Consider the following 13,511-nt stretch of genomic DNA (forward strand, 5'->3'; position numbering starts at 1 on the left):
CTTCCAAAAAGAGATCCTAGCCGTCGAAATACCTGATGAAGGAAACGGCGGGGATCATGAAGTCTTTGCTCGTTTGCTCAAGTGGGTGTGCCATTTTCCAGATGAAAACTTTGTTTATCTGGTTGATGGCACGCCTGTTCTGACCTTCTGGGGGTTTACGCACCCAGAAACCGACCGACACGCCAATCCTCTTCAGTGCCTTTACCCTGAGGCCGAACCTGAATTATCCCCCACTGCCCCACCTATAACTACTACTCCGGCGTCACTAGCTGCTGCAGCGCCTCTCGCTGAACCGACTATTGCTGAAGAGCCAACGCGCTCGTGGTGGCGTCGCCTTTGGTGGCTACTGCCTCTAGCGCTGCTTCTAATACTGCTTTTGCTTTTAGGGCTAAGAAGTTGCTCCACACCAAGTATCGGACCCGATACCGGAATAAATGTGCCATCGATCGAGTTCTCTTCTCCTCAGCCGCTTTGGAAGGGATGGGACGTATGGCCGTTCAAGGCAGAGACCAGGGATATTGCTTTGCCAAGCGGAACAGCGGGACTAAATGGTGACATTGCTCTGCCTACTTTCGGAAACAGGGCGGGAGCGCTCGACTGGGCTCTCCCCACTACCGGGCTTTCCAATGTGGGGTTGCCTGACACTACTACTTCTTTGGCACCAGCTGAGACGACACTACCAGCGGGTGAGTTATCCGCCGAGCCCGTACCACCGCAAGGCGCAGCGTCATCCGAACTAGCAGAAGTGAGCGCAGGCCTTCCTGATGCTATTACGCCACCCGAGCTTGGCGCAGTGCCAGAGCCACTGAGCCTGCCCGCCAATACTCCAGATGGTACCGCAGCATTTCTCAACGGTAATTGGCGCGGCGCTGGGGTAATGGATAGCCAAAGCGGCCGTCCGCTTCAGGTGAGGTATGCATTTGATCAGGGTGAAGGCGAGATGCAGATACGCCGCGGTGGCGCTGATGGCATGACCTGCACTGGGCCTGTGGCCGCCATCATGCAAGACGGTGAACTGCAGGTTGAGGCTCAAGAACACGCTCGCTGTGAGGACGGTAGCAACTACGAAATGCCACGCGTGGAATGCCGTCAAGCCGATGGCGAAATAGCGGACTGTGCAGCCAGCTACGATGACGAGCCTTTCCCCATGCAGCTGCAGAAAGCCAGCGAATAGGACGGTAAATTTACTATGTTGCCTGAGATAATTAATTTCGAAGAAGTGGCCACACTAGTCAGCCACTCCGGTGTTCAGTTCATGGACTTTGGCTTAACGCTGGAGCCACGTAAGCATCCGGCTGGGGAGTTTATGTACCTGTCCACCGCTGACAAGATGCTGACTCGCCTACTCGTTAATGAGGAGGACGGTTCCCTTTTTCACGAAATAGAACCTGGCAAGTTTGAGACCGTCAAACGACCACAATTCGACATGGCCATGGCTACCAGCCTTGAGCAGCTGAACGCTGCCTGGCTTCCGCTGCCATTTTTCCGTTTTCGGCCACCGCGCAAATTTGATGAAGGGCCAGCTAACTGGGCACGTATGCGCCTTACCGAACTCGATGAGGCGGATATCGACGGCCATACCCACCGCCTGACGTTGGCTTTTGATACACAAACACTACCGCGTCGCGACAACACGGCTTACCTGTGCCCTACTAATGACGATGTAAACTCTGGCGCTAACTTTCGCTTAGCTACCAGCACATCACACATGCGCTGGTTTCTTGACCAGACCTGGGTTAGGGAGTGGCTTGAGGAGCTTTTCCGCGAAGCCAACCCCAAGCTTGATAGCCAGGAAATGCGTGAAGGCCTAGAGGAGTGCCAACACCTAGCGCACTACCTTAACGTGCTCAGCTTGCTGCGACGACCGATTGAAGAAGAGCATAGCAAGCAGGACCCTTATGTTGAGATCCCTGATATTAAAGTGATTTCTCAGCAGGAAGGGGTGATTCCCGTTGACTTGGTACTCGACGTCGGAAATTCGCGTACATGCGGCATCCTAATTGAAGATCACGGCCAATCAGGCATGGGCCTGAAGCACAACTATGTGCTGGAGTTGCGCGACCTTGTTGATCCTGAGCGAGTCTATCGCGAGCCCTTTGAAAGCCGTATTGAGTTTTCACAAACCTTTTTTGGCAAAGATCACCTGTCTGTCAAAAGTGGTCGCCACGATGCATTCCTATGGCCAACCATTGCACGAGTTGGTGTTGAGGCAGGTCGTTTAGCGGGACGCAGGCGAGGCACCGAAGGTTCCACGGGGCTCTCAAGCCCCAAACGCTACCTGTGGGACGATGATACCTACCGCCATGGCTGGCGTTTCAACAGCGCCTATGTGCGTACGGATACCGAACCTCACGCTACAGCAGCGCCATTTTCACACTTAATTAATGAGCTAGGGGACGCCCTTTATACGCTAGACGAAGAAGATCAATTACCGGTCTTCAAGCCGCACTATTCACGCAGCTCATTGATGACGTTTATGTTGGCAGAGGTGCTGGCTCAAGCGCTGATGCAAATGAATAGCCCTGCTCAGCGTGTTCGTCAAGGACACACTAACCGCCCTCGACACCTACGCTCGATTACGCTCACGGTACCGCCAGCCTTGCCTCAAGCAGAGCGCAGCCTATTTGTATCGCGCCTTGAGCAAGCGGTAGCACTGATCTGGAAAAGCCTGGGCTGGCATGACGGTGAAGAAGAGAGCAATCCCTTTGAGGCTAGCGATGACGGTACCCTGCGCGTGCCAATGCCACGTTTACGCGTGGAGTGGGATGAAGCCTCCTGCGGGCAGTTGGTATACCTCTACACCGAGATAAAAGAGAACTTTGCTGGTCACCCAGAAGAGTTTTTCGCGACGCTGGCACGCCCCGACAAGGCAGATCGCGAGCGTATCAGCCTAGCGACTATCGATATTGGCGGCGGCACCACCGATTTAGTAATTACCGACTACCATCTCGATCGTAATGGCTCTGCTAGCGGAGGCAGCAATGTCTTCGTGGTACCAGAGCAGCGATTTCGCGACGGCTTCCGTGTAGCCGGTGATGACATTCTACTGGATGTTATTCAGCTGTTTATACTTCCAAGTCTAGAGGCGGCACTCAAGGAAGCAGGGGTGGCTTCACCTGATGCCATGATGTCACGGCTATGTGGCCAGGAAGGAGCAAATGCTCAGGATCAAGTGCTTCGCCAACAGCTCAATTTGCAGGTTTTCACTCCTCTCGGCCTAGCACTGCTTGAATCCTATGAAGCGTTCGACCCTGAACAGCCTACGGGGCCAGAGACCCTCACCTACGGCGAACGCCTAGGCGAACAAGCGGTGAGTGATTCGGTGCACCGCTACGTGGAAAATGCGCTACGCCGTGAGCTAGGTCTTGATTGCAACTTTAGCTTGATGAGCATTCCTCTCACCTTCAATTTGCTGGAAGTTCACCGCGCCTTCCTTAAAGATCGTTTCAATATCTGTAAAACACTGGCGTCGCTATGCGAAGTAATCTTCCAATATCAGTGCGACAATCTTTTGCTCACCGGACGCCCATCGCGCCTACCTGGTGTCCAGGCTTACCTGCGCAAGATGTTGCCACTACCGCCAGGACGTATTTTACCAATGCAGGGTTATCGCACTGGCAGTTGGTACCCTTTTCATCGTAATGGGCGCATAGACGACCCTAAGAGTACCGCTTCCGTAGGCGCCATGCTGTGCCTGCTATGCGCGCAGCGCAGTCTCTCCAACTTCTTTTTCAATGCTGCAGCTTTACGGCCTTACTCAACTATTCGTCATATCGGTCTGATCGATAACAACAACACGATTCCAGACGCTGATGTGACTTACCGCGACATAACCACTACCGAAAATGGCACCACTATTCAGTTGGATAATGAGGGTATGGATGAGCCCCCTGTTATCGAAATGCGAGGACCGTTAAGGATTGGTTTCCGTCAGCTAAGTGCACAGCGCTGGGCTGCCTCGCCCCTCTACACACTGGATTTTACCCCCTCCGGCGCCGAGAAGCTGGCTAAAGCCGAAGCCAATGGTGGCCAAGCTCCTGTGTTGAAAGTGCGGCTAGGTGTAGATGAACGCGCTGGCAAGGGAAGCTTAATAAGCGACCGCCTAAAAGTCGTCAGCGTTGAGACCGACGGTGAAAGCAGCTTTAGCACACGGGATCTGAAGCTACAGCTCAATACCCTTAATGATGCCGGACTAGGTGATACCAACTACTGGCTGGATAGCGGGAGCGTGAAGCGCATATGAACCAGTTGAAACCAGAACAGTTGACGCCAGAACAACAGCGACTCAGTGAAGGCTGGCAGGCTTTCCACGCGGGAGCGGGCGCAGCCCTTGAGTGGATTGAAGAGGTGCGTGATAGCGCACCAAGCCTTGACAGTGAAGCCGATAATCTTGGGCTGGCTTTCTATCGCTCTCGCAACCTTGCAAAAAGCTTGTCACACGCGGCGACCACGCCGATGACAGTGGGCTTTTTTGGCCTCTCCCAGGCGGGCAAGTCCTATCTCATTTCAGCGTTAGCGGCGGGCGAAAACGGTAAGCTAGAAACCTGCTATGGCACGGCGCGCCTGGATTTTATTGAGCATGTTAACCCCGTCGGTGGGGGCAAAGAGGCAACGGGACTGGTCACGCGCTTTAGTCGTGCATCCAATTCAATATCCGGCGAGTTCCCGGTTGAGCTCAAGCTATTCAATGAAATAGAAGTGGCGAAAGTACTGGCGAATGCTTGGTTCAACGACTTCGATCACGAGCGGGAAGACGTTTATGAAATTGATGAAGGTAAGGTAGCCAACATATTGGCACCCCATGAGGGAGAGCTGGGTAAGGAACTTCAACCCGGCGTAACGCCGGAAAACGTAGTAGAGCTTTGGGACTACCTGCAAGCGAGTTTTCCCAAATCAGTCAGCAAACTCAATGCCCGTTACTGGCCCCTGGTGGTGAGACTCGCACCGCGTCTTAGCAGCCAAAAACGGGCAGAGCTGTTCTCAATTTTATGGGGTGAACAGCCCGAACTTACTAATCTCTACCGCCAGTTAGCCCAGACACTTGGCTCCCTTGGGCATGCAACTCGGGTTTATGCGCCTCTCCGCTGCCTCGTTGTCCGTGATGGCGATGGTTATAGCCAGCGCGACAGCATTATGAATGTCGACATCCTTGAGCGTCTAGGAACAGCACAGGACCAACCGCTTGACGTGTGTCCAGCTACAGGCGATTCGCTCGGCGCGCCGGTCAACTTGCCCGTAGCTCAGCTTGCAGCGCTAACGGCGGAGCTAACGTTTCCTCTGGTTGAACCCACCCGAGATCCGCGAGTGGAAAAGGTTGATCTACTTGACTTCCCCGGTTATCGAGGTCGACTTAGCCTGCGTAAGATCGGTGAGGCGGGAAGCCAGGAGGGGCTCTCCCAACTACTCCTGCGCGGCAAAGTCGCCTATCTATTTGAGCGTTACACCGACAGCCAAGAAATGAACGGCCTGGTCGTGTGCACTAGCTCGGATAAGCAGAGCGATGTGACGAGTGTCGGGCCGGTTCTAACCCGCTGGATAGAAAAAACCCAAGGCAGCACCGCAGCAGAGCGTGGTCAGCGTGATCCAGGGCTAATCTGGACTCTCACCATGTTTGATAAGCGCATCTCAGGCGCCTTACAACAAACCGAAAGCCAGCTACGTGAAGGGTGGGAAGGCCTGGTCAAAATGACCATGCTGGAACGCTTCGGAAGCTTTGAATGGATGCAGGAGTGGGCTCCCGGCCAGGCCTTTGACAATACGTTTTTGGTTCGCAAGCCGCGCCTTCCCGTTCCCTTTTTAGTCAGTGAAGAGGGTCGTGAGGTTGCCATCAATGAAAGCGCGCGCGATGCATTAACGAGCATGCAAAGCACCTTCATTGCTAGCCAAACGGTGCAGCAGCACGTTAACCAACCGTCCGCCGCATGGGAGGCCATGCTCGCTTTAGATGATGGCGGTATGGCTCGCATTGGCGACTACCTAGGCCGTATCGCAGGCCTTGAGTACAAGTTGGGCCGCATTGAAAGTCAGCTTAAAGAAAACTATCGCGCCCTGATAACAGACCGCTTAGCCCGATGGTATTTTGATGACACCGGTGGAGAAGTGGCAGAGAAACGCGACATTGCGAGCCGTTTCTGGAAGGAACTTCAGGCGCGTTTGCCATCGCTGGGGGAACTGCAACATAACCTTGAGCTTCCAGATGAGGTAGTGCGAGACCTCTACCTAAGCGACAGCGAAGACAGTTTGTCACTCGAGTCAAACGAAGAAACCGACATAACTGCCGATGATGGCGGGTTATATGGCAGCAGTGGCTTTGGGCTAGAAAGCGGTTTTGGTGAGCTGCCCTTCGGCGATAGCCAAAGCGTGACATCAGAAGCGCCTAGCGGTCCTTCACAAACGCATGTTCTGCAAAGCGCCGATCACCGTTTTGCCCGAGCCATCTATAACGCTTGGGTTGGTCACGTGCGTGAACTGCCCCAACGCCAGGGATTGCTGCGCATGCTCGGCCTCGACCGCGAGCTGGTTAAGCTGCTGGCTGACGAACTGATCACAGGCGCCAGCCGACTAAAAGTCCAAGAGAAACTGCAAGAAGCGTTATTACAACGTGGCCAAAGTGGTGCACGCCGAGATCGTCTGGTGGCACGACAAGCGCTGGCTGCGCAGCTGGTCCTCCGCGACTTTATTGCCTGGCTTGGTTTCCACTACATTCCTGTAGAACAGCGCCCGCCCAGCTTCGTTGGCGCCAAAACGCATCTCTTTGGTTACGAGCACAACCCAATCCCAAAGGGCTCACTTCCCCTGCTACCTGAACAACCGATCAACCAAGCCATGGTGTACCTCGGCGACTGGTTATCTGGACTTTGTCTCATGACTCAAGAGAATGCTGGCCACAGCGGCGGGCGTGAAATCACTATCGAACAGAACGAGCGTCTCGGTGAGGTGTTGGAGCTGTTCTCTGCTAAGGAGAAGGCCCATGCGTAAAATCGAGCTCCGCCCACTTTCCGATCCCAAACCAGGTTACGGACAGCTAGTCATTATTGGTGGAAATGTGACCGGCGAAGGGATGTCGGTAGACATCCAGCGCAACCAGGATGAGCATTTTTTACAAGATAATGGCCAGTGGGGAAGTCACCCCTTCACGTTCCAGCTGCCGGAGTTACAAACCGACAGCGAAGGCAACCAAACGGCTATCGTGGACAGGCAGATAGTCGACCCGCTGCTGGAAAACCCACATGCCACTAATATGGCCAGGTTTTATGGCCCGGATGGCGCTGAACTGGGCAGAGCGCGCATTAAGCTCGCTCGCGACCTGATCTCATTTGGTGCGAGGGGTAGTACGCCATCACTGGCGGCCAGTGCTGCCGTAAAATCTCCTGAACCTCCACCGGCTCCCATTCCTCCTGAGCCAGTACCAGAGCCTACCCCGGTCGAACCTGAACCCGAACCTGAAATAATACCAGCGGTGGAAACAGAACCGCCTCAGCAAACGGAAAAGGGTAGCCGACGTTGGCTTTGGGTAGCGTTGGTTACTTTACTGCTGCTAATAATTTTAGCCGCTGCCGCATGGTTCGGTTTGTCAATGCGTGACGACGAGCCTGTGGATAGCGAAACAGCACAAGAAGAGATCCAGCAAGAGGAAGAGGCTTCCGAACCAGAACCAGAAGAGGAAGCCGAAAATGAGACCTCTATTGAGAACAATAGCCCCCAGCCTGCTGAGCCCAACGCTGGTGAAAACACGGCAGCCTTAGCCGCTGCACCATGCTCATTGCAACGCATGGATGAGCAAGGCGAGCTGGAGTTCATCCAAGGCTGCACCGCTGCCGAAAGCGAGACATCATCGATGATAGACGTGATCGATGAAGCCCTCACCAACGAGCACTGTGGTATTGCACGGCGCCTCTATGCTCACGAGGCACTCAACGGTGATATCGAAGCAGCCCTTGGCTATGCCCGTCAATTTGATCCCGAGCAGCACTCACCGAGTGCCTGCTTCCCCGAACCGGATGCCGAAACAGCTATTTTTTGGTACGAGACGGCACAGGGTATCGATGCTGATAACGCTGAAGCCAGCCAGCGGCTGGAGGTGCTTCAGTAATGATATTACGCGCGGCATTATTAACCCTGACGGTAAGCCTGCCTCTGGTTGCAGCAGCACCCGCTCTCGCTGACCCACGCCCTTTAATACAAGAGGGAAAAGAAACCCTCTATCAGCGGGTACTGACCACACCTGGCTGTCAGCTTACCCAAGAAGCTGGTGCCAATGGGGGGGATATCCAACCCGCCTTTAGCCGTTTTTATGTCTACCAACGTAGCCAGGAAAACGGTGATGACTGGTTAGAAGTAGGGCCCGATAGCTACGGCAGCGCCATCGGCTGGCTACCCGAGACCTGTACCGTCGATTGGAAAATGCAGCTTACGCTGTCATTCACCAATCCAGCTAACCGTGAGCGCCTCATGTTCTTCAAAGAACGCGATGGTTTGATGAAGATCTTTGATGACTTCGAGCCTTCCGGTCAAGTGGCGCCCATGCGCGCCCAACTACGCAAAGATGGAGAGGCCCCCGGTATTGTGGCGCAGGAGCCAGAATACTTTGTTGACCTTCACGAGCAGTTTTACTTGCTGCCAATTCTCGAAGGCGAAGAGATCATGACAGAGGCCGGCTTCATGACTCGCTTGCTGCGTGTCGCATCGGTTAGCGAGGCCACTGAAGAAGAAGAGCAGGAAGCGCAGCAGGATCTTTCAGCCCAACTACGCGAGTTTAATGCGGGCGTTGTCTTTGTGATTGATTCAACTTCCTCAATGGGCCCCTACATCGAGAGAACGCGAGAAGCCGTTGAACGTATTTACCAACGGATTGAAGAGCAGCAGCTAACCGACCAGGTGAAGTTCGGCCTGGTTTCATACCGCGATAGCGTAGAAGCAGCACCGGGGGTCGAGTATGTCACTCGTATGTTTGCTGATCCTACTAACATCGAGAATGGCAGCGACTTTATGGCCCGCGTCGCCGACCTCCGTGAAGCACAGACGTCTACTATTGGCTGGGAAGAAGATGCGTATGCTGGCGTCATGCAAGCGGTAGAAGAGATAGAGTGGAGCAACTTTGGAGCGCGCTATATCGTATTGATCACCGATGCCAGTGCAATCGAAGGTGACGGAGAGCGTTCTTCTACGGGCTTTAATGCTGACCAAGTTCGACTAGAGGCCGCCCGCCACGGCATCGCTGTCTATACATTACATTTAAAGACACCCGCCGGTGAGAATAATGGTGACCATGCTAAAGCCGAAGCTCAGTACAGCAACCTCTCTACTTTCGCGGGAACCGGTACCTCTCTGTACTATCCGGTGAATACCGGTGATGTGGCACTGTTCGGTCAGCGCGTTGATGCGTTGGCCACGGCGATTACCGACCAGGTTCAAGCGGCCTATTTGGGTGATGAGGCTATCGGCAGTGCTTTAAATGCAGATGAGCCGGATGATCCAGGTGAGCAACGCTTAGTTAACGATCTAGAAGTGATTGGTCATGCCATGCGTCTGGCCTATCTTGGCCAGGTAACCGGTAGCCAAGCCCCTCCGGTGTTTGAAGCCTGGATCAGCGACCGCGATCTTATTGCCCAGAATATACCAACCACCGAAGTACGTGTGCTGCTAACAAAAGGGGAGCTCAGTGATCTTAGCGACGTGGTTAGTGAGATTCTTAATTCCGCAAACGCAGGGCTTATTTCCCCCACCGATATGTTCGAGCGGCTACGCTCTGTTGCCGCCGCTATGGGGGCTGACCCCAGCCAAGTGCAGCAAAGTGAAGGACAACACCTAGGCGAACTGGGGCTGATGGGTGAATACCTCGAAGACTTGCCCTATCAAAGCGAGGTACTCAATCTCGACGAGGAGACTTGGCTGAGCTGGGACGGTTTACAGCAGGAGCGCTTTATAAGGCGCTTGGCAACCAAGCTACGCCACTATCAGCGTTATAACGAAGACGTAGACCGCTGGGTCTCGTTGGCTGAAGGCGCTGACCCACGCGATGATGTCTACCCTATTCCTCTTGAAATGATGCCTTGAGCCCCGCCATGCTGAGTTTAAATGAGTTACGCGTGGCGCGGGGAGAGGGTCATGAACGGCATGAGGTTCATCTGCCAGAGCTGACGCTTGCTGCAGGTCAAGTGGCGGCGATTGTCGGCCCGAGTGGCTGTGGGAAAAGCACGCTGCTTGAAGTAATTGGGCTTTTGCTGGCCCCAAGTACGCTCAACAGTTTTAGGCTTGGACCATCACAAACAGACGTAGCCGCATTGCTGCGTGTAGGCGATGAACATGCTCTCGCTGAAATCCGTTCTACGGATATTGGTTTTCTGCTACAAAGCGGCGGCCTCCTACCGTTCTTGAGCGTACGCGACAATATTGCTCTCCCCCGGCTTTTGCTGGGACTTCCACAGCACAGTGAACGCGTTCTGCATGCCTGTGCAACGCTCGGTTTAGAACCACTGCTCGATAAGCGTCCGGGGGCACTTTCCATTGGGGAGCGTCAGCGTACTGCTTTCGTCCGCGCGATGGCACATGAGCCGCGCCTACTCCTCGCCGATGAGCCAACGGCAGCGCTTGATCCGAACTCCGGCGAGCGATTATTCGGCCTTATTGTTTCGCTCGTGAAGGAGCTCGATATGGCGGCGCTGGTGGTATCTCATGATTCTACGTTGGTGGCTCAGTTCAAACTGCCACGGTTGGCTGCCTCCCTGACGCCGGGAGGTTGTCGTTTTGCCTTCGCACAGTAAACGCTTCGTTTTAATAGCCCGCTTAGGTTTGCAAGACCTCTGGCACGATCGCCAAGTTTCATTATGTATTGCCGCCGCTTTGGTAGCCGTTATTGCCCCATTACTGCTGCTTTTTGGGCTCAAGCACGGCGTTATCACTCAACTTCAGCGGGAGTTGCTGGACGACCCACGCAATCTCGAAGTACGCATGCTCACTAGCGGCAGCTATGACAATGCCTGGCTAAACGATCTTAGTGAACGCCAAGAGATAGGTTTCGTCATTGGGCAAACGCGCTCACTTAATACCCAAGCCGATCTACTCAATGATTCACAGCGCTTCGTAGAGGGCGCTGAATTGATTCCCTCAGCACCTGGCGACCCGTTATTAGCTAGCCTGGATCGCTACCCCGAAGGTACCAGTGTGATTCTTAGTGAACCGGCCGCTAGACGTCTTGAGGTGGCAGAAGGCGACCTCTTAACGTTAGCCGTCAGCCGTCGGCTTGACGGCCAGCTAGAACGAGGCCGCCTGGAAGTGGAAGTAGCTGGTGTGCTAAAAGCTGCCCGTTTTCCACGTCCGGCGGCATTTATAGATCTCCCTCTATTAATCGAGTTAGAGCGTTTCCGCGATGGTCACGCGAGCCCACAGCTTGGAGTAGAGAACGGCTTAGCGCGAGGAGATTACCCATTGCGCTTCGCTCGCGCACGCATCTATGCCAAGGATGGAGACGCAGTACAAGGCTTGGTGAAATGGCTGGAAGAGCAGCGCATCGACACCTCCAGTCGCCTTGCTGAAATCGAGAACGTACGCGCTATCAACAAAGTACTAGAGCTCGTTTTCGGTGTCATTGCAGCGACCGCACTGGCGGGTTGTATGGCCTCAATGAGTGGTGCCTTCTTAGCCAATATTGACCGCAAACGACGTGAATATGCCGTTCTACGCTTACTCGGTTTCCAACGGTCGGCTATAGCAACCTTTTTAGCCGTTCAGGTTGGTGTATTAACACTGCTTGCCTTTGTCGTGGGGCTTGGCCTATTTGCGCTAGGTTCTGCCGTCTTTAATCGAGCTTTGGCCACTAGCTATATGGCAGCAGGGGTCGTCAGCCACATAACCTTCATCCATGCAGTAATCGCTCTGATGCTTACGCTAAGCGTCGGTTTACTGGTGGTTGTAGTGGGCGTTGCCCGTGCCTATGGAATTCAGCCATCGGAGAGTCTACGTGAAGCTTGAACGCCGTCTTATTGCTCTTATTGCAGGTGTAGGAGTTTCGTTTACTGCTCACGCCCAGCCCGAGTGGGATGAGCGACTCTATAACCCGGCTCCCTTAAATGATGATGTCGTACTGCCCATGCCATGCGGTGGTGCAATGACGTTTCGTCAAGTGCATGTACCGGTAAACAAACCGCTGGATGATTTCCCGGTCCAGATAGGACAAGACGGCACGGGATGGGGGTACGTCGAACAGAGTCGCCCTGCTTTTATTTCCGGCAGCTTTGCGGATGAAGAAGCGGCTTCCTCACGCCACTATCTGTTGGCTAAGTACGAGTTAACTGAGCTGCAGTATGAAGCGTTAATGGAAGAAACTTGCCCGGAACCCTCCAACCGTAAGCGCTTCCCAAAAATAGAGCTGAGCTGGTTTGATGCACTGCAATTCAGTGATGCTTATAACCTGTGGTTACGCGATAACTCGCCAGAATCACTGCCTCAAGAGGACGGTGCACTGGGTTTCATGCGGCTACCCACTGAAATTGAGTGGGAGTTTGCCGTACGCGGAGGTCTTGAAGTCAGTACCGCGGAGTATCGTGATTCACGTTATCCCATGCCGGAGGGGATTAACGCTTATGAGTGGTTTTCTGGCGCCCAGTCTTCAAACGGACGTCTACAATTGGCAGGGCTGCTAGCGCCAAATCCACTTGGCTTTCACGACATGCTGGGTAACGCCAGCGAAATGATGTTTGAGCCCTTCCGTCTTAACAAGCTCGACCGCCAGCACGGTCAAGCGGGTGGCTTCATCGTGCGTGGCGGCAACTATTTGAGCCCGCTTGAAGATATTCGCACAGCACTGCGCGGGGAAGAGCCTTATTACGGCAACCAAGAGCAAACGCGTGGCCGAGCTAATGGAATGCGTCTAGCGCTGGTGGCACCGACACTCACTTCTCGCGAACGCGTTTCTGCCATAGAAGCTCAGTGGGAAGCGTTAGGATTAGGAGAAGATGAGGAAGATGGCTCCCCAGGTGCCGCGGTACAACTGGCTGCGTTAGCCTCTGAGATAGAAGATAACACCTTACAAGAGGAGCTTCAGTCACTGGAGCGCCAATTACGCGCCAGCAACCAACGTCAGGAAGAAGCACGTAACCAAGCGATTCGCGCCAGCCTTAATCTTGGTGCCTTCTTATGTACCAAGTTAGAGGATGATGGCGTCTTTTTTGACTTCCTCGCCGATAACTATCGTGTCAATTGTGAAGGTGACAGCCCCGACGCCAGCTGCGAGATGCGCCAGTCGCGCCTGTCGGAGCAAGAGCAGCGTATTCAAGGACTTAGCCGCTATTATGCCAGCAGCTTAGTTGAATCAGCGACCCTTTACGGCTCTGCTCCTATTGAGGAGCAGGTGCAAGTCTTTAGCGAGATACTTTCTCGCAATCCCCAGTTGAGCGGATTAGAACCCTATCTTCAAACTTATTGGCAGCAACAGCGCCAGTATTTAGATGATCAGCGCATCAACACCGAAGCATGGCTCGAAAGCTGCAAAGCCATGGCAGAAAAATAACGAC

8 protein-coding genes are annotated in these 13,511 nt (G+C 54.0%); all 8 read left to right on the forward strand.

Annotated elements, in window-relative coordinates:
- Positions 1 to 28: 28 nt before the first annotated feature.
- Genes QHL1GM_RS19685 through QHL1GM_RS10830 form a run of 8 tightly spaced genes read left to right on the forward strand, consistent with a single transcriptional unit; the run spans position 29 to position 13,507 of the window.
- Positions 29 to 1,174: an SrfA family protein gene (locus QHL1GM_RS19685; RefSeq protein WP_302847895.1), complete on the forward strand. Its 1,146-nt coding sequence runs from the start codon at positions 29 to 31 to the stop codon at positions 1,172 to 1,174.
- A 15-nt stretch (positions 1,175 to 1,189) separates the two neighbouring features.
- Positions 1,190 to 4,243 carry a virulence factor SrfB gene (locus QHL1GM_RS10800; protein WP_071694486.1) on the forward strand — a complete coding sequence of 1,018 codons (3,054 nt, stop codon included), beginning with the start codon at positions 1,190 to 1,192 and terminating at the stop codon, positions 4,241 to 4,243.
- Positions 4,240 to 6,978, forward strand: a complete 2,739-nt coding sequence (locus QHL1GM_RS10805; protein ID WP_071694487.1) for a putative virulence factor — start codon at positions 4,240 to 4,242, stop codon at positions 6,976 to 6,978. The genes QHL1GM_RS10800 and QHL1GM_RS10805 overlap by 4 nt, the downstream gene beginning before the upstream one ends.
- On the forward strand, positions 6,971 to 8,092 hold the full coding sequence (locus QHL1GM_RS19340) for a hypothetical protein (RefSeq protein ID WP_071694488.1): 1,122 nt from the start codon (positions 6,971 to 6,973) through the stop codon (positions 8,090 to 8,092). The genes QHL1GM_RS10805 and QHL1GM_RS19340 overlap by 8 nt, the downstream gene beginning before the upstream one ends.
- On the forward strand, positions 8,092 to 10,056 hold the full coding sequence (locus QHL1GM_RS10815) for a vWA domain-containing protein (protein ID WP_071694489.1): 1,965 nt from the start codon (positions 8,092 to 8,094) through the stop codon (positions 10,054 to 10,056). The genes QHL1GM_RS19340 and QHL1GM_RS10815 overlap by 1 nt, the downstream gene beginning before the upstream one ends.
- 8 nt (positions 10,057 to 10,064) lie before the next feature.
- Positions 10,065 to 10,763: an ABC transporter ATP-binding protein gene (locus QHL1GM_RS10820; protein ID WP_071694490.1), complete on the forward strand. Its 699-nt coding sequence runs from the start codon at positions 10,065 to 10,067 to the stop codon at positions 10,761 to 10,763.
- A 28-nt stretch (positions 10,764 to 10,791) separates the two neighbouring features.
- Positions 10,792 to 11,970: an ABC transporter permease gene (locus tag QHL1GM_RS10825; RefSeq protein WP_254795290.1), complete on the forward strand. Its 1,179-nt coding sequence runs from the start codon at positions 10,792 to 10,794 to the stop codon at positions 11,968 to 11,970.
- Positions 11,960 to 13,507 carry an SUMF1/EgtB/PvdO family nonheme iron enzyme gene (locus QHL1GM_RS10830; RefSeq protein WP_254795291.1) on the forward strand — a complete coding sequence of 516 codons (1,548 nt, stop codon included), beginning with the start codon at positions 11,960 to 11,962 and terminating at the stop codon, positions 13,505 to 13,507. Before QHL1GM_RS10825 ends, QHL1GM_RS10830 begins: the two co-directional genes overlap by 11 nt.
- Positions 13,508 to 13,511: the final 4 nt, after the last annotated feature.

Origin of the sequence: Halomonas sp. QHL1 (genome assembly GCF_001882345.1) — a bacterium.
In the GTDB taxonomy this organism is placed as follows: Bacteria; Pseudomonadota; Gammaproteobacteria; order Pseudomonadales; family Halomonadaceae; genus Vreelandella.